Here is an 18,586-nt window from a genome sequence, read left to right as displayed (position 1 = left end):
AATATAGATTAAAAATGGAAAAGGAAATAAATGCAGTTTGTTTTGGAGAAGTTTTATTTGACAATTTTCCAAAACATTCAAAAATAGGTGGGGCACCTTTAAATGTGTCATTAAGGCTTCAATCCTATGGTATTAACGTAGCGGTAATCAGTAGTGTTGGTAAAGATGGTAATGGTAAAAAAATTATTAGCTATCTTAAAAAGTCTGGGGTAAATACTAAAAACATAACTGTTCAAGAGGAGTACCAGACCGGTTGTGTTAATGTAGTATTAAATGAGAAAGGTATAGCATCCTATGATATTGCTTATCCGGTAGCATGGGATAAAATTGTTCATAAAGAATCCCAAAAAGGAGTGGTGGCTAATAGCGATTTTTTTGTTTTTGGTAGTTTAGTCTGTAGAGATGCCATATCAAGAAGCACACTTTTTGAACTATTAAAACTTGCTCCCTATAAAGTTTTTGACGTTAATCTTCGAATCCCATATTATACGCAAGAATTGTTGCAAGATTTAATGCTGGCATCGGATTTTATAAAGTTTAATGATGATGAACTTTTTGAAATAGCTCTTACTATGGGGTCTAAGTTCAATTCATTAGAGCAGACCATAGAGTTTATAGCCAAAGAAACAAATACAGATACCATTTGTGTTACTAAGGGAGCTTATGGTGCCGTCTTATATATTTCCGGTACGTTTTACTACAATAGTGGTTATCGCATTAAGGTACTTGATACGGTAGGTTCTGGCGATTCATTCTTGGCATTCTGTTCTTTACAAGCTCTTTAATAAAGAAAAGCCTCAAGACGCCATAAATTTTGGTTGTGCCGTAGGGGCAATGGTTGCAAAAAGTGAAGGTGCCAACCCTATACTTACTGATTTAAAAATAAAAAAGTTCATGCATCCATAACAGGCTAAAGTAACCGAAAATGGGGTTCGTGAAAAACGAAGTAAGTGGCATGCAACGAAGGCTAACTGGATATAATTGCAAAAGGTTATGGTCGGTTAACGTGCGCTGTATTTAAAGTGAATTTGGAGAACATAGTGTCTTTACTAAAGACACTATGTTAATTATGTCATCCACCAATTGCCATTTCTTTTCATCTATTTTTTTTCATCAAATTCATCGGACATGTTATCAATTAATTTCCACTCTTGCTGAGACTGTTTTGGGTCCTCTCCAGGCTTAAAATATGGAGCTTCTTGAGCAAACATTGTACTTGTAAATAGAAGGGTAATAGCTGCTAGTAATTGGTTGGATAGTTTCATTTTTTTAAGAATAGAATTATTTAATTGTAATAATATTTTTTGGTGCATAGGAATTGCTTTGGTCTTTATGTGGTATTCTAGGTAGATTAAACTTCTAGCACCTACAAAAGGTTTATGGATTATTAGTTATTGTTCAGAACCTTATCTTACTTTTTTGCATTCGGAACTATTAATACATCATTACAATTTATAATTATCTGTTTTTTTGTGATTGCGTAGAACTCGTAGAACTGTAAGTGACACTGTAACTTTAACGGTTAAGATTCTTAAATTACTGTAAAAATGGAAGATGTTATTTTGATAAACCAAATACCTGTGTGCACATCGTAGAAGAATAATCTCCCAGCCAGATATATTAGGAGTTACTATCAATATTTATCAAGCATCCAAAATTAGAGTTCCGTTTTTGGTAGGACATAAAAAAAAGCCCTGTTGAAGAGGCTTATGTGAATCCGTTTTTTTGACCTATAAAAGGCCTGTTTCACAGTTACTTTTATTAGCGACGGTAATTATTTCAAACTTATTTGGATGATAGTCCATTCCATTTCGTATTTCTTCAGTTTTCTCTTTCCCAATAAGTTTCTCAACTAAGTATAGGCCCAAGTCTAATGAAGAAGCTACCGCTCCAGCAGTTATAGTATTATTGTCATCTACAATTCTTGCTTGAGCAACTCTCTTGCAGTACTTTTCTAATGATTTATATTCATTAAAGTTGGTCGTTGCCGTTTTGTTTTTCAAGAATCCTGCTGCCCCAATTAATAAGCTACCTGTGCAAATAGAAACAATAAAATCAACATTTTCTCCGGTTTTTAACCAATCAATGAACGCTATATCGTATTGAAGTTTTCTTGTTCCATATCCACCGGGGACTACTATCATATCATAATCGGATAAATCGGGTTTGATTTTATCGACAATAATTTCTAGTCCAAAACTATCTTTTATCGATTTTTTAGTAGCACACAAATCCCAATGTAAATTCTCCATAAACCCTTTGGTTTTTATATTCTTAATAGGGTCATAAAATCCTATTAAATCTAAAAGAGTTATCTCGTCAAATAATATATATGCAATCTTCATTTTGGAGCTATACATTTTGTAGTAAGCAAGGTTTTACTTTTTATATATCAAAACTGTTATTCCACATTCATAGGCTTTAGCACTTTCCAATTTTAATTCAGTTTTATAATTAGCTTTTTTAAATATTGGCATTCCGTTCCCTAAAATCGAAGGATTTATAAAAAAATAATACTCGTCAATCAAATTTTCTCTTATTAATGAAGAAACGAATTCGCCACCTCCATAGGCAATTATGTCATTTCCTGTTGAAGACTTTAATTTTTCTATTTTTTCGACTAAATCTCCTTTTTCTAAAAGGGTATTTTCTCATTCAGTATTTTCGAGCGTTTTTGTAAAAACTATTTTTTTTAAGTTATTAATTTTTTCAGCACCTTCCAATTCTTTGTTGGATTTCCAATGTGGAATAAATCCTTCAGCAAGTTTTCGTCCTAATACAATGGTGTCGGTCGATTCAGTTATTTCTTTGACAAAGTTCTTTAATTCTTCGTCCCAATTCCAAATCATCCAGTCCATTTCTCCGTTTAGACCAGAAATGAAACCGTCAATTGAGAGTTGAATTTGAAGTTTTAATTTTCTCACGTTTCACTATTTTTTGTTAATGTTGGAATTTGTTTTCAGCTTGCTTGGAACGTTTATGTATAAGAATAGTTGCGGGTTTGTATGCGAGGATTTTCCGCAGGAAAATCAGAAGTTACAAACACGTAACGACATTTGATTAAGCACTAAACCGCAATTATTTTTATACGGTGTTATAGGTAGGTTTTTATAGTTCATTCCTATGTTTTTCGGCATATTTTCGATATAAATTTCTCATTGGACCATCTGGATAATTAGAAAAATTAGAATCTAATTCACTCATTATTCTTTCAGATTCTTCGTTGGAACTTTCAAAAAACCAACTACCATTTTCAGGAAGTAATTCAACCGCTTTTTTTATTATTTCAGATGATTTAGTCGCTCCAATTTCATTCAGCGATTTAATGACATTTTCATTTTGTTTAGGAAACCATTCTTGTAAAAAAGTCAAAATACTATCTGCTTGACCTGCATTTTCCAAATGCATACATAAAAATAAATTCAGTTCAATTTCATTTAGTGAATCAGGTTTTTTTCTGTTTCTTTTTACGAGTATTTCATAAAGTGCAATTGAAAAATCAGAATTGTCATTTAAAGAAAATAAACTTTCAATATCTTCTTTTTCAACAATTTTATCTCGTAAACTTATTTCGTTTTTCATTTCTTCTGTCATCCAAGAAAGTCCACTAAAAGAATCTTTTTTCATAGTTCAAATTTTCGTTTTATTTCTTTCGCCAGCTTACCTACAACAATTGTATAAAGCAACTAGTTGCTATACATCTCTTTTTACGGTAATTTACTCAAATCTTGGATACTGCCAATGTATATAGGAAAATAAGAAATTATTATACGTATAATATACCTTTATAAACGCTTAGTAGGTGGTGTTTTTTTATTCGCATAGCGTAATAAAAAAAAGAAATACAAGGTATAAAAAAAGGCCTCTGATTTATCAGAAGCCTTTTTACTTAGTAGCGGGGACTGGACTCGAACCAGCGTCTTTCGGGTTATGAGTTTGAAAAATTGCCCGAATTTTAGCACTATTTTAGATATATACTTTAAAACCGTTTACCGAACTGTTTACTGTATTAATATTAAATTTTCTTCAAGTCTAAAGTAAACAATAACTCCGTTTAAAACAATTGTTTCCTCCTCTAAAACTAGAAGGCGATTTTGATTCTATACATTTATAGTTTATCATAACTGGTTTTTTGTATTCCGAAAAATTTTGTTGGGTTCAATGCCAATAAAATAGGATTCATTTTTTGTTGAAAATGGGAATAAAAATGCCTCTAAATGAAAATTGTCAAATAGTTTTTCAAATTTCATCAACTAGATAGTTTCTGCAGACAGTTTTTGCTACATTAAACTTAAAGCGTAATTTCAACACCATAATCTTCTGGTAGATTTTCTTCATTTGAATTATAGCGCTTTGGTGTTTTTATAAAGGAATTGAAAAATGTTGTTGGCAAATTAATGGTCAGGTTTATTCTATATACAAAGTACTCGCACAAGATCAAAACAGGTTTAACTACGGTTTTTTTATTCTTCACTTTGTTTGCATATGGTCAAAATCCTGTTTATGAAGTAGGAACTTTAAATGATCAAAACGGCATTACGGATAATGTGGTGTCATCCATTTGTAAAGACAGTTTAGGTTTTATTTGGATAGGTAAAATGGATGGCTTGTTTAGATATTCGGGATATGATGCAGAAGTCTATTCAGCATCATCTAGCGATAATAAAGGGCTAAGTAATCCATGGGTAACAGATATTATAAGATATGGTCACGAATTGGTAATTGGAACCAAAAGAGGCGTTAATTTTTTGAACACGAGGACAGGTGTATTTCAACAGCTCTTTCCATCAAATACAAATAAAGAGTTAAGTAATGATATTACGTCATTATTAAAACTCTCCAGCAATAGGTTGTTGATTGGAACCGGAGGCGGGTTATTATTCACAGAAAAGGACAGTTTATTTCAAGCTAGAGAAATTCCTTTATTCATAAAGGGGAGAAAAATAGAAAAAATAAGAGTGACCGATATAGTCAACTCTTCCCAAGGAGTTATTGTGAACACCGAATATGGGATTTTTTCGCTTTTGGAAAATGAAAACCGAGCGGTTAAGTTAGTCTTGTCTTATGAAAATCAAGAGCTTACTGATATATATTCTGTATATGTAACCAAGAGTAAGCATATTCTTTTATCTACTAAACGGGGTTTTTTCTTTATAGATATACAGGTACAATCAATTGACGGTAATCATGAAATTGTTGTAAGTTCTATTGCAGAATTATATAACAATTGGCCTCCAACGAATAGGGTAAATGTGGTTTTGGAAGACTCTAGAGGAACTGTTTGGTTGGGAACAGAGGGCAATGGTGTGTTCTCTTATGTTAAGCGAACTGCTCAATGGCAAAATTATCGGTTTGAGATTGGTCAAAAAGATGTTTTAAAAAACGATTTTATTAGAACTCTTTGTGAAGATCAATCCGGTATGATATTGGTTGGAAGCGATGCTGGGGTAAACACGTTAGTTGCAGAAAGCAACAGATTCCAATTGATTGAAAACTTAACTTGTTCCAACAAAAAAGAAGATGTATCCAATGTGCATTCTATACTTAAAGATAAAAATGGCAGACTTTGGATAGGGACAAGAGGTAATGGACTTTTTGTAAATGAAAATGAGTTTTCCATAAATGTTCATCCGGATGAAAATGGCCGGATGGGACAAATTCGATCCATTATTGAGGATACCAATGACAATATTTGGGTAGGAACGCAAGAAGGGGTTTATATTTTAGATGGAGACAATATGAAAACCTCAGATATTGAGGCATATTTCAATGAAGTGAAACCTTCTCTACTTCACGAAGAAGAAGTATATCATATTTTGGAGGATAAAGTTGGTAATGTATGGATCAGTACTTCAAGCGGTCTTTATATATATACTGGCGAGCAAAATCTAAGAAAAATCACTAATACCAACATTGAGACTATCTTAGATAAGAGAATAGTATACTCAATGTTATTGGACAGTAATGAAAGGATATGGATGGGAACATTAAATGGGACCGTTGCTTTTTTGGACCTAAATGATTATGATAATCCATACTTGTTTTCCGAGTATATAGGTAAATCTTTAAATTTTCAAAGGATAACAGTAGCGTCAGATTACAAAGAATATTTTGAAAATTATGGGGTCTATTCTCTTACAGAAATTGTTGATGGTACCATTCTCGCCGGTACTAACTTTGGAGTTTGTAAAATTGATTTAGAAAAAAAACAAATAGCCCCTCTTTTTTCTGCAAATAGAATCAATGCCCCATCTAATCTTGCCAATAGCTACGTTTATGGTTTGCTTTACAATAGAACTCAAAACCATTTGTGGGCAAGTACTAATAATGGTTTGTTCTCATACGATTTTAATACTGGAGGAATTGAGAACTTTGGAATTAAAGATGGTTTACAATCATTAGAATTTAATGGTAATGCTATTCATAAAGATAGCGAGGGGAAACTCTATTTTGGAGGCGCCAATGGTTTAAATATTTACGACCCTTCTTCAAATTTTGAAAAAAGTAGTTTTAAGCCTAACATAGTTTTAACAAAAATATATGTAAACGGAAAATTGTTGGATAACAGTGTGGCCAATGACGTTTTAGATAAAGAAGTCACCTATACGAGGTCACTAACGTTATCTTCAAAACAGAACACAGTAGGCTTTGAGTTTGCGTCTTTACATTTATTACATCCATTAAGTAATCATTATAAATGCAAGTTGGTAGGGATTGATGATAATTGGATTGAACTCAAAAACAAGCGTTCAATCAATTATGGTAATTTGCCCAAAGGGATTTATAGCTTTCAACTTATGGCCACTAACAATGATGGGGTATGGAACAAAGTTCCACTTACTATAGATTTAGAGATACTCCCGGCATGGTATAATACTTGGTATATGATGTTATTTTGGGTGCTGCTAACTTTGACTATTATAGCTTCTTTCACTCGTATTTTGATAAAGAACCATAATAAGAACAACGCATTAAAAATTAAAGAAATAGAACAGGCAAATTTGCAAGATCTTTATGAATCTAAGCTAGTGTTTTTTACCAATTTATCACACGAACTTAGAACACCTTTGTCTTTGATTATGGATCCTATAAAAACCTTGATGTCACACAAGGAAATTTATAGTAAAAAACCGGAACTCTTTAATGTCTTGAACAACAATGTAGATCGGCTAAAAAGATTGATTGATCAAATAATGGACTTTAGAAAGTATGAATATGGAAAACTGGAACTTAAGGTAGTTCGCGCGGATATAGTTCAGACAATCGAATCTATTACGGCGTCTTTTGCTTTTCATTCCGTTCAACAAAAGATAAGGTTCAAGGTAAAATTGCCATCCAGTAAATTGCCAATGTATTATGATCAGGATAAAATTGAAAAGATAGTTTACAATATTTTGTCTAATGCTTTTAAAGCAACTCCTGCAGGGGGAACGGTGAGAATTTCTTTAAGATGTTTTAATCCTCAGAAAACAAAAAAGTTGAATAGGTATAAGGTTATATGCGGAACTGATAAGTTGGAAGAATTGCAAAACCATATATACATAAAAGTAGTGGACAACGGTACAGGGATAAGGGAAAGTAACCTTGAGGAAATTTTTACTCGATTCTACCAGGATAATACTATAAATTCTGGAACAGGAATAGGGCTCTATATGGTAAAGCAGCTGACCGAATTACACTCAGGTACAATTTTAATTAAAAGTAGGCGGCATAAGGGAACTTCGTTCATTATAGTTTTGCCTAAAAATGAGGATATTTACAGTACTTCTTTAGTTGGGAATCAACCTATATCTAGTGAAGATAAGGAGTTAGAAAAGCCAAGTACATTAATTCTGAGGGACACAGAAAATACAATTGTTAACGATAAGAAACATAGTGTCGCAATTGTTGAGGATAATGACGAGTTGCGAATGTATCTAAAAGATATTTTAGAGCAACATTACAATGTATTTACGGCTACCAATGGTATTGAAGGTTTTGAGCTGATTAAAGATGAGATACCGGATTTAGTTTTGAGCGATGTGGTTATGCCGGAAATGGGTGGGTTAGAACTTTGTAAACAAGTAAAGAACAATTTTGACACGAGTCATATTCCAATAATATTGCTCACCGCTAAAACTTTTGATTCTCAAAAAGTAAGCGGTTTACAATCTGGTGCGGATGTATATCTTACCAAACCGTTTAACCGAGATATTGTTCTGGCTACTATAGCAAACCTGATTAAAGGCAGGGAAAAGCTAAGGTTGGTTTTTCAAAATGAAAAGATACTGGAGCCATCAAGAGTTACCGTTACCTCAGTAGATGAAACTCTTATGTTAAAGTTAAAACAGTATATAGAAGAGCATATTCAAGACCAGAATCTTACTTTAGAACGCATGGCAACTGAAATAGGGGTGAGTAGGGCTCAGCTTTTTAGAAAAATGAAAGCGCTCACCGGTTTAACACCTAATAATTTCATTAAATCTATACGGTTAAAATTTGCGGTACAGCTATTGGAAGAAAACAAATTGCAAATTTCTGAAGTTGCATTTCTTTGTGGGTTTAAAGAACCCAGTTATTTTTCTAGATGTTTCAAGGAAACCTATGGGTGCAGCCCTAAGGAATATTTACAATCCTAATAAAGAAGTAAAGATTACTATTGTCTCTTGTTCTTAAAGTTATTAGGTCACCTTTTTACTTAGGGTATTCTACTCTAATATCAAACCTAGTTTTGGTAATAGGCTTACAAACAGTTTATTATTTCTTTCTTCAAATTAATTTAGTTTTTATTCTCAATTCGGGTATATAGAAACGGTTAGTCTACATCAATTCCTTCTTCTTTTTTTACAGTTTTAACGAAATGATTGTGTAAATATCTTGTAATAAGGCTGTTTGATACGATTTTATCAGTATTTGATACTTGTTTATCAGTGCAAAAGACTTCTTCATTTTAATTTCAGATCGTCTAAAAGCTCAATCAATAAATAAACATGGGTAACATTTATTAACGGGTTATAAATGACTAACAGATAACTTAAATAAGACCAAGTATGAAGAACAAACAAACCAAAAAACAATTTTTGCTGGCACTGATATTTTGCCAGTTGATTTTTGTGCAAAACATTTTTGCGCAGGAAGAAGCCTCAGATAAATTAGAGGTTACAGGTGTGGTAGTAGATGAGTTTGATATGCCCATGCCTTATGTAAATGTGTATGTTAAAAATACACAGTCTGGTACATTAACTGATTTGGATGGAAAGTATGCTATACAAGTTAAGCCTGGTCAGATTCTGGTATTTTCCTATGTAGGGTACAGCAACCTTGAAAAAACGGTGTCTAACAGCACGGAACTTTCGGTGTCTTTGGAACCCGATACAAGTGAGTTGTCTGAGGTGGTGGTAACGGCACTTGGCATTAAAAAGGAAAAAAAGCTATTGGTTATGCAGTAGATGCAATATCGGCAGAGGAGATAAACTCTACAGGAGAACCAAATGTTCTTTTAAATCTTTCCGCTAAGGCACCAGGGGTTCAGGTCTCTGGTTCTTCTAATGGGGTAGATGGATCTCCCAGAGTTCTTATTAGGGGGGTAACCTCTCTTTCTTCAGATAACCAACCTTTATATGTTCTGGATGGATTACCGTTGTTGAGCAATAGGTCATTGTCAGAAAGTTTGTTTACATCTTCAACCGGGCAATCAGATTTAGGAAACCCGTTATCAGATATTAATCCCAGTGATATTGAAAATATCAGTATTCTAAAAGGGGCAAGTGCTACTGCGTTGTATGGGGCAAGAGGAGCCAATGGGGTTATTATGATTACAACCAAAAAGGGTAAATCCGGTCAAAAGGGCTGGGGAGTGAACATAAGTTCTACAACTACCTTTCAATCTGCATTAATTTTACCCGATCCTCAATTACGATATGGTCAGGGTAACAATGGCGAATATTCGTATGTTGACGGAAACGGTGCTGGAATTAATGAATCTGAAACTCGGTTATGGGGTCCGGAATACCTTGGTCAGCCTGTTTCTCAATGGGACCCACAAACAGGAGGGGCTGTTGTTAAGCCTTGGTTGCCATATGGCGCAAAAAATCTGGATAATTTCTTTGAGACGGGGCACACCTATCAGCAAAACCTTTCACTTACCCATGTAACTGAATCATCTAATGCAAGGCTTTCCTTGGGGCACCAAGATATAAAGGGCATCACTCCCAATACGGGACTTGAGCGTATTACCGGAAGTTTTAATTCAACCTTTAGATTGGGAGAGAAGCTTAGTCTGAATTTTGTAGCAACAGGGTCAACGATGAACAGTGATAACAGGACCAACTATGGTTTTGGGAGCGGGGGAATGTGGCAGGCTCTTTTTATTCCTACTAATATTGATATAAGAGATTTAAGGGATTATAAGGATGAATTTGGCAATAAAAAAAGTTTCTATCAAAATGGCCCTAACCCTTATTGGGACCTGTATGAAAATGTCAATCCTTTGACACGAACAAGATTCAGTTTTAACGTTGGGTTGGATTATGCAGTTACTGATTGGGCATCTATTCAGGCCAATGTATTTCAGGATACCAATACTACTGAATATGAAAGAATAGTAGCAAAACATCTTTTCAATAATGGTAGTTATCAAGAAGGACTTGACCTTAATAAAGAAGTAAACGCAGACCTAAGGTTAAACTTAAACCATGATGTACTAAAGAACCTGAATGTGAATGTCATGATGGGGGCCGCCACCAGAAATGAAAAGAGTAAAAGTAAATTCGCATCTACAGATGGGGGCTTATTAGTGCGAGAAATTTATAATTTGGGCAATTCGGCCAAACCTGCTACGGTTAATAATGCAAAATCTGAAAAGGAAGTCAATAGTGTTTTCAGTTCAGTAGAATTAAATTTTAATGATTATTGGTTTGCAACATTTACGGGGAGAAATGATTGGTCTTCTACTTTGCCAAAAGACAATTGGTCATTCTTTTACCCCTCGGCTTCAACCAGTTTTATTTTTACTGATGCCCTTAATATTAGGAATAAGATTCTTAGTTATGGTAAATTACGGGCAAGCTGGGCAAAAGTAGGTAATGATACGCAGCCTTATGCTTTAGATAGGTTTGTTACTCGTAGTTCCAATGCCTTTAATGGACAACCTGTTGCCGGTATAGATAATGTAATACCTGCTACCACTTTAATTCCGGAGGAATCAACATCTTTTGAAGTGGGAGGAGAACTGTATTTATTTGATTCTAGGGTGAAGCTAGATGTAGCTTACTATAATAATGAATCTAGCAATCAGCTTATTCGAGTAGAAAATGCATGGGAACGTGGGGCAAGATTCGCATTTATAAATGCAGGAACTATTACCAATAAGGGTATAGAGGTTAAATTGGATATAACTCCACTTGAAACCAAAGATTTTAGGTGGGACTTGAACATGAACTGGTCAAGAAACAGGGGTAGTGTTTCAGGTTTTCCCGAAGATTTGGTTGATTTTAAACATATAGCCGCTTGGTTCGGCCCAGAAATACGGGCTACAAATGGTAAGCCCTATGGACATATTGTTGGGTTTGAATATTTCAGGGATACCCAGGATGCTTTGGCCAATGTTCCCAATATGGCAGATGATTTCAATAACTTCGGGTATAGTGCAGAGAACAATATTTATGGAACTGGTAAAGTGCTTACCCGAAATGGCTTTCCTATGCACAACCAGTGGAGAGGGACTAGAGACCTTGGTGTTTCGGCTCCTTTAGATTGGACAGGAGGTATCAGGAATAGTTTTAATTACAAAAACTTCAACCTTAATTTCCTTTTTGATTTCAGGTATGGAGGAAAGATTATTTCTACTACTTACCAGTATATGTCTTTGAACGGATTAAACCCGGATAGTGCTGGTGATAACATTAATGGTGTAGCTGTAAGAGAAAGTACAGATGATGGAGGAGGCTTTATTTTTGATGGAATAGATGTAGAAACTGGTCAGCCAAATACCACGGCAATTAGTACACAAGACCTTTATGCCAACTTTAATTATCCTACATCGGCTTTAATGAGAGATGCTACGAACATTAAGTTAAAAGAACTTTCTATCGGGTACCGGTTAGATAGTAAGATTACTAAAAAGTTAGGATTGGCCGATGTAAATATTTCCCTAATAGGTAGAAACCTTTGGTTGATCAAGAACAATTTAGACGGTATAGATTCTGAAACTGCCAATATGGGAAGCCTCAATAACGGCTCTGGTTTTGAAACGGGGTCTTTGCCCAACACAAAGAGTTTTGGAATGAATTTGTCCGTTAGTTTCTAATAGAATTAAAATATAGCGATATGAAATATATAAAGTATATAGTGATGGTCGGTCTTACAATGGTTTTGCTGCAGGCCTGTACCGATGATTTCGAGGAAATAAATACAAACCCTAATGCACAAGTAGTAGGTAGTAACGAAAGTTTATTATTGGGAGCCCAGATTCTTGCAGCTCGAGAATTGTTAGACAATATTAATAGTAATAATAAAGGTGCGGCCAAATGGGTACAGTATTACACCAATACAACGGCCCCTACTGATTTTGTAGCTTCTAATCCAAGAGAGGATATTAATGATTTTTGGGTCTACCAAAATTTGGTTACCCAGACCATACCTCTAATCGAAAGGATTCTTGATAATACAGAAGAATCTCCGCAACCTAACTATAAGGCAGTGGCGTTGACCCTTAAGGCATGGATATATGGTAATATGACCGAACTTTGGGGCCCTATTCCCTTTTCAGATGCCCAATTCGGTGAAATATCGGAGGAAGAAAGGTATAACAAGCCTAAGTTTGATACACAAGAGGAAATTTTAAAATCGGTATTGGGTCTTTTAGAAGAAGCAAATCAGACCTTTGATTTGTCCGGTGAAGCTAGTGTAGCCCTAAACGGAGAAAGTGATGCTTATGCTGGCGGCGATTTATTAAAATGGAAGAAATTCGCTAATTCTTTGCAGGTTCGAATTCTTTTAAGAATTTCGGATGTGGATAGCGGCTTTGCAAAACCCAAATTGGAGACCATTTTCGGGAATGCACAAAAATACCCTTTATTAGAAGGAAACGAGGATAATTTTGGTATGACATGGGAGGCAACTATTGGTTCTTATTCAGACCCTTTTGCTCAATATATCGAGAATAGCGCTAACTCACCTATAGCTGTTACCGGTTTTGTCAATACTCTGGGAAATCTTCAAGATCCAAGAATTAAGGTGTTTCTTGATCCGGCACCGGGTTATTCGGACAGTGAGACATATACTGGCGTTCCTCCCGCTTTTGATGAAGAGAACCCTAGTGGTTATACAAGGGTTGCATTGGATTCGGTAAGCCAATTATCCCAAACCTATACCACAGCTCAAAAGAGATTTATTATGACTTATTCTGAGTTGCTCTTCATTAAGGCAGAGGCAGCCAGTAAAGGTATTGAGACAGGGATTTCGGCAGCTCAGGCATATCAGGATGGTATTAAGGCGCATATGGAACAACTAGAAATTGATCCAGTTATGATTGACACCTATTTGACTTCGTCCGATGTGATTTTTAACCCATCCAATGCTTTGGAACAAATTATTACCCAACGATATATAGCTCAGTTTGGTCAAAGTATAAACACCTTTTCAATGATTAGAAGGACGGGGTTTCCCAAATTGGACTTTTTTGACATAGGAATAAATAAAGAAAAGGGATACCCTGTACGAATCGGATATCCACGTGAGACTATGCAAAACTTCAATCAGGCCAATTTTGAAGCCGCTATTCAGGGAGTGAATATAGTTGATAACGTATTTGGAGACCCATTGTGGTTTGCTAAGAATGCTCCTACGGTAAAAATGGAACCGACCATTCAAGGCGGTCCTGTTCTATTCAGTTATTAGTGTTTTTGTTTAGTTAGTTGAGAAGGCTTGTTGCATGGGGGTTCCCCAACTTATATTATGTTGCCCTGTCAATGAGCCTTTTGTAATGATTTAATGTTTGTGGGTATTCAAATTGCCATTATTACAAAGCCTATAGCTTTAAAGTTTTTATAGTTTATGAGAAAATTTGTTAGTGCACTATTACTGTTAATTACTGTTACTACATATGGTCAAGTTGGAAATTCAGATGCGGAACAAGCCGCATATGGTATTTTAAGTCGCATTTTGCCCAAGCATATCACATCTTTCGCTTTTAAGGAAATAACTGCATCTGAAAACAAAGATATTTTTGAAATAGAAAATGGAACAAGTGGTAAAATCATTATTTCTGGAAATAGTGCAGTGGCAATGGCATCTGGTCTTGACTGGTATTTGAAAAATTACTGTAATGCCCAAATTTCGTTAAACTACAACCAACTTAATTTACCGGAAAGACTTCCAAGGCTGACCTCTAAAATTAGAAAAGAGACTCCCTTTGATTATCGCTATTTATTCAATTATTGCACTTATGGCTATACCATGCCATGGTGGAATTGGGATAAGTGGGAAGATATGATCGATTATATGGCTCTTAAGGGTGTAAATATGCCTTTGGCCATGATTGGGCAAGAAGCGGTTTGGCAAGAAGTTTTTAAAGACCTTGGAATGGGGCAAAGCCAAATTGATGATTTTTTTGTAGGACCTGCTCACCTTCCATGGGGTTGGATGGGTAACATTGATGGTATGGGAGGGCCTTTACCTCAAAATTGGATTGAGCAACGAAAGCAGTTGCAGTTAAAAATATTGAAAAGAATGCGTTCCCTTGGGATGAAACCTGTACTTCAGGCATTTACGGGTCACGTTCCTCAGGCACTAAAAGAACTATATCCTGATGCCAATATTTTTCAAATTGAAGACTGGGCCGGTGTGGAGGGAACCTATTTCTTGGATCCAACAGATGAACTTTTTCAAAAAATAGGAACAGCATTTATAAAGAAACAGACTGAATTTTATGGAACAGACCATCTGTATGATGCAGATTGTTTTATAGAGGTAGATCCTCCTTCTAAAGATCCTGAATTCTTAAAACAAGTTAGCGAAAGTGTCTATAGCTCTATGGCCCAAGCTGACCCCAAAGCAACATGGGTTCTACAAGGTTGGTTCTTTTTTTTCAGACAACAATTCTGGACCAAAGAAAGAGGCGAGGCGTTTTTAAACGGAATTCCAAAAAACAAGGCCTTGGTACTAGATCTTTATGGAGAAAAAAATCCAACATGGAACAAAACCGATTCCTTTTTTGGGCAACCTTGGATATGGAATGTAATTTGTAATGAAGATCAGAAAGTAAATATGAGCGGTGATCTTGAAGAGATGCAGAGACAGTTTCAAGTAGCTTTTACATCGGAAATAGATAATAATCTTAAGGGTATTGGAGTAATTCCAGAAGGTTTGGGCTATAACCCCATAGTACAGGATTTTATTTTTGAAAAGGCTTGGAACCCTGAAAGGGTTGATGTAAAACAGTGGGTTGAGAATTATGCTGCAGTCCGTTATGGGACAAAAAATCAATCCATAAAAGAGGCCTGGAAACTTTTGGAAGAGTCGGTTTACGGAAGAACAAGAACTATGTGGTCTCCATTGATCACTACCCCAAGATTGATGATTTTTGAGGCAGGTAGTGAAGAAGATATTAGGCATGTACGAAAAGATTTTAAAATAACTGAAGAAGACCCATTTGCATGGGATTTTGATGTCTATAAATTGGCCAAGGCTGGTAATTTTCTGCTTGATGCAGCAGATGAACTACAGGCTGTTGAAACTTATAATTTTGATGTTACCAATGTATATAGAGAATTGCTATTTAGTCTAACGCATAAATATATCAATGATTTAAGTGTGTCCTATCAAGAAAATGATCTGCAAAGGCTTAACAAAAGTGCTCTGCACTTGTTTAAGTTATTGGATGATCTCGAGGCCATTACCGGAACTAATGAAAACTTCTTACTAGGAACATGGTTGGAAGATGCCAAAAGTTGGGGTGCTACCTCTGAAGAGAAAGCATACTATGAATGGAATGCGAGAACCATAATTACAATTTGGCAGCCTTATCCAGAGGGTGGACTAAGGGATTATGCAGGTAAACAGTGGAATGGTCTTTTTAGTGGGTACTATAAACCTAGATGGGAGCTATTTGTTAATCACTTAAAAAAATCCTTGACCATGGGTGTGGATTTTGATTCTAAGGCCTTTGACGCAGAAGTAAGGAAGATGGATTATAAGTGGACTCGTTCTCATCAAATATACCCTACTGCCCCTACGGGTAAGACTATAGATGTAGCCCGTAGGTTACAAACAGAGTATGCTCACTTGTTCAAAAAATAAAACATGATACTGAAAAACACATTCTTTTTAAGTCTATTCTTTTTGCTCTTTGGGACTCTTTTTGGAGAAGCTCAAACAACAAATTCATATAATGGAATTTTGAATTTGGTTCCTAGCCCTAAAGAAGTTACCAAACCAAAGGGCTATTTTAAATTAAGCGGGCCAATTCTAGTTCATGCTGATCAATCTGAATTAAAACCACTAGCTGAAATATTAGTCAATTATGTAAATCATATTTCCGATTCGGACTTGAAACTGGGAACGGGCTCGGATAATAGTAGTAAGATATTTCTTCGCATTAACAAGAAGCTAAATGAAAACACCCATACGATTAGGATAGGCCGGAAAATTGAAGTTGAAGGGCAAAATTATGAAGCGGTAGCCAATGCTATTGCCAGTTTGGTGCAATTGATTAGGGTTTCTGAGGGTGGAAGTGTAATACCAAGAGTTTCTATTACGGATAGTCCCAATTCTGACTTTAGGTCTGTAATGTTAGATCTCGCTAGGTTCTGGCATCCTATAGAAACTATTAAAGAGACCATAGATTTGCTTTGGCTTTATAAAATAAAGTATCTAAGTCTTCATTTAACGGATAACAAGCGGTTTACATTTCCTTTGGAAAAATTTTCAAAAGTAAATAAAACAAATTCGGATGGTAGTCGAGAGTTCTATATCAAAGAAGAACTGAAAGATCTAGTGGAATATGCAAAGGATAGGGGAGTAACAGTTATTCCTGAAATTGAGGTTCCTGGTCATTCCGGTATTTTGTGGAGTACTTATCCCGAAGTTTTTGGAAGCGTAGATGAGCAAACTAACGAGGCAAAACCGTTATATGTGGTTAATATGGCCAAAGAATCCACTTACACGGCTATGAACGAAATTATTAATGAAGTTGCTGAGGTGTTTTATACGAGTCCATATATACATGTTGGTGGTGATGAGGTGTATTTGGAAAACTTAAAAAAGGTCCCGGAATACGGTGAGTATACCTTAAAACACAACTTAAAGGAAGCGGCCAATGGGGATGCAAACGAACTTTTTTGCCACTTTATAAACCGAATGAACCATATGGTAAAGGCAACGGGGAAAAAGACTATTATTTGGGAAGGTTTTCATGGTACGGGGTCCAAACATGTTACGGTGGATAAGGATATTATGATTATCGTTTGGAATACTACGTATAATCATCCTCAAAACTTATTGGACAACGGTTATAAAATTGTCAACTCTACATGGGTGCCATGGTATATGGTAGGGGCTATGAACTTTGCCCCAACGATTAGAAAAGCATATGATTGGAATCTGAAAAAATGGTCGCATTGGAATGATTCTATAGAAGATATTGAGGTGGATAGTGATGAAGGAATTATGGGAGGACAGATCTCTTTCTGGGAGCAAAACCACTTCAAGGTTATTCCTGTTTTAAGAAAGAGAGTGCCAGTATTGGCCGCTCATCTTTGGAACGGGCATATAGATACGAATTACAATAACTTTTTAAAAACACTTGAAAATACAGATCAGTTGTACTCTAGTCTTTTTAATCCGGTAAAAATAAAAGTAAGTGGTCTGGCAAATGAAGAAGACCAACGATTTACCCAAAAAATCACAATAAAGTTTGAGTCAAAGGAGAAAGTGGATTTCAAATGGCATTATTCGGACTCTTGGAATCTGCCTAAAATGCGAGAAGCAAAGTCATATAAAGATTCCATTGAACTTAAAGAAAGTGGAGTTCTTACCGTGCAGGCCTTTACTAGCTCAGGAGAACCACTGGGGCATCCTCAGCAGGAGTACTTTCAAAAAATAGAGCCAGCCTATTCGTATGAAGTATTTAGTCCCATTCCCAAGGAAGGTTGGGAAAGTGTACCGGATTTTTCGGGATTGAATGTGGTTAGAGAAGGTGTCACAGGCTTTATGAGTAGTAATCGTCTAGATGAAATAAATGGAGAACTCTTTGCCAAAGTAGAAAGAGATGGGCATATAGATACTAGATTTTATGGACTTTACAATCCTTATGCGGTAAGACTTAAAGGACAAATATATATTCCAGAGAATGAGAATTACACCTTGCGACTTACCACAGATGATGGTCTTTGCAATATGTTCATAGATGATAACCTTGTTGCTAAAGGAAGTGAGTTAAGTAAGGTGGCTGAGGATTTTCAGATAAAGCTATCTAAAGGTAAACATACCGTGAAGATAGAATACTATTATAGAAAGATTCAGAATCAATTGAACGTAAAATATAAAACCGATAAAATGAAAGATTTTCTGCCTTTTGAAAAATTGGTTGCTCCTTTAAAAAATTAGT

11 protein-coding genes and 1 pseudogene are annotated in these 18,586 nt (G+C 35.5%); 7 read left to right on the top strand and 5 right to left on the bottom strand.

Going from position 1 to position 18,586, the window contains the following annotated elements; all coding sequences use genetic code 11:
* Positions 1-14: 14 nt before the first annotated feature.
* Positions 15-785, top strand: coding sequence for a PfkB family carbohydrate kinase (locus SJY45_RS10230; protein ID WP_400070499.1), 771 nt, complete (start codon positions 15-17; stop codon positions 783-785).
* A 315-nt stretch (positions 786-1,100) separates the two neighbouring features.
* On the opposite strand, the gene SJY45_RS10225 is transcribed toward SJY45_RS10230, so the two are convergent.
* From SJY45_RS10225 to SJY45_RS10205, 5 genes and pseudogenes are all read right to left on the bottom strand, one after another.
* Entirely contained in the window at positions 1,101-1,265 is a 165-nt protein-coding gene (locus SJY45_RS10225) for a hypothetical protein (RefSeq protein WP_400070497.1), read from the bottom strand.
* 465 nt (positions 1,266-1,730) lie between these two features.
* A complete protein-coding gene (locus SJY45_RS10220; RefSeq protein WP_400070495.1) occupies positions 1,731-2,345 on the bottom strand; it encodes a DJ-1/PfpI family protein in 615 nt (204 codons plus the stop codon).
* A gap of 33 nt (positions 2,346-2,378) precedes the next feature.
* Positions 2,379-2,924, bottom strand: a pseudogene (locus SJY45_RS10215) (dihydrofolate reductase family protein).
* Positions 2,925-3,108: 184 nt separating this feature from the next.
* Positions 3,109-3,627: a hypothetical protein gene (locus tag SJY45_RS10210; protein ID WP_400070493.1), complete on the bottom strand. Its 519-nt coding sequence runs from the start codon at positions 3,625-3,627 to the stop codon at positions 3,109-3,111.
* Positions 3,628-4,291: 664 nt separating this feature from the next.
* On the bottom strand, positions 4,292-4,474 hold the full coding sequence (locus tag SJY45_RS10205) for a hypothetical protein (RefSeq protein WP_215913916.1): 183 nt from the start codon (positions 4,472-4,474) through the stop codon (positions 4,292-4,294).
* 1 nt (position 4,475) lies between these two features.
* Here SJY45_RS10205 and SJY45_RS10200 point away from each other — a divergent pair, with 1 nt between their 5' ends.
* From SJY45_RS10200 to SJY45_RS10175, 6 genes are all read left to right on the top strand, one after another.
* Entirely contained in the window at positions 4,476-8,618 is a 4,143-nt protein-coding gene (locus SJY45_RS10200) for a two-component regulator propeller domain-containing protein (RefSeq protein WP_400070491.1), read from the top strand.
* 411 nt (positions 8,619-9,029) lie between these two features.
* Positions 9,030-9,428: a carboxypeptidase-like regulatory domain-containing protein gene (locus tag SJY45_RS10195; RefSeq protein ID WP_400070489.1), complete on the top strand. Its 399-nt coding sequence runs from the start codon at positions 9,030-9,032 to the stop codon at positions 9,426-9,428.
* Positions 9,413-12,286, top strand: a complete 2,874-nt coding sequence (locus tag SJY45_RS10190; RefSeq protein ID WP_400074340.1) for a SusC/RagA family TonB-linked outer membrane protein — start codon at positions 9,413-9,415, stop codon at positions 12,284-12,286. Before SJY45_RS10195 ends, SJY45_RS10190 begins: the two co-directional genes overlap by 16 nt.
* A gap of 20 nt (positions 12,287-12,306) precedes the next feature.
* The gene (locus tag SJY45_RS10185) at positions 12,307-13,878 is read left to right on the top strand and encodes a SusD/RagB family nutrient-binding outer membrane lipoprotein (protein ID WP_400070487.1); all 1,572 of its coding nucleotides are present in this window, start codon (positions 12,307-12,309) and stop codon (positions 13,876-13,878) included.
* A 156-nt stretch (positions 13,879-14,034) separates the two neighbouring features.
* Positions 14,035-16,278 carry an alpha-N-acetylglucosaminidase gene (locus tag SJY45_RS10180; protein ID WP_400070485.1) on the top strand — a complete coding sequence of 748 codons (2,244 nt, stop codon included), beginning with the start codon at positions 14,035-14,037 and terminating at the stop codon, positions 16,276-16,278.
* Positions 16,279-16,281: 3 nt separating this feature from the next.
* Positions 16,282-18,585, top strand: a complete 2,304-nt coding sequence (locus SJY45_RS10175; RefSeq protein WP_400070483.1) for a family 20 glycosylhydrolase — start codon at positions 16,282-16,284, stop codon at positions 18,583-18,585.
* The last annotated feature ends 1 nt before the right edge of the window (position 18,586 follow it).

Origin of the sequence: Zobellia russellii (assembly GCF_044597075.1) — a bacterium.
Classification (GTDB): Bacteria; Bacteroidota; Bacteroidia; order Flavobacteriales; family Flavobacteriaceae; genus Zobellia; species Zobellia russellii.
This window is presented reverse-complemented; position numbering and strand designations above follow the sequence as displayed.

Bases quoted from the DNA above. Each gene is read 5' to 3' on its own strand.
- SJY45_RS10210 (WP_400070493.1), bottom strand. From the start codon at position 3,627: ATGAAAAAAGATTCTTTTAGTGGACTTTCTTGGATGACAGAAGAAATG.
- SJY45_RS10220 (WP_400070495.1), bottom strand. From the start codon at position 2,345: ATGAAGATTGCATATATATTATTTGACGAGATAACTCTTTTAGATTTA.
- SJY45_RS10225 (WP_400070497.1), bottom strand. From the start codon at position 1,265: ATGAAACTATCCAACCAATTACTAGCAGCTATTACCCTTCTATTTACA.
- SJY45_RS10180 (WP_400070485.1), top strand. From the start codon at position 14,035: ATGAGAAAATTTGTTAGTGCACTATTACTGTTAATTACTGTTACTACA.
- SJY45_RS10185 (WP_400070487.1), top strand. From the start codon at position 12,307: ATGAAATATATAAAGTATATAGTGATGGTCGGTCTTACAATGGTTTTG.
- SJY45_RS10195 (WP_400070489.1), top strand. From the start codon at position 9,030: ATGAAGAACAAACAAACCAAAAAACAATTTTTGCTGGCACTGATATTT.
- SJY45_RS10175 (WP_400070483.1), top strand. From the start codon at position 16,282: ATGATACTGAAAAACACATTCTTTTTAAGTCTATTCTTTTTGCTCTTT.
- SJY45_RS10230 (WP_400070499.1), top strand. From the start codon at position 15: ATGGAAAAGGAAATAAATGCAGTTTGTTTTGGAGAAGTTTTATTTGAC.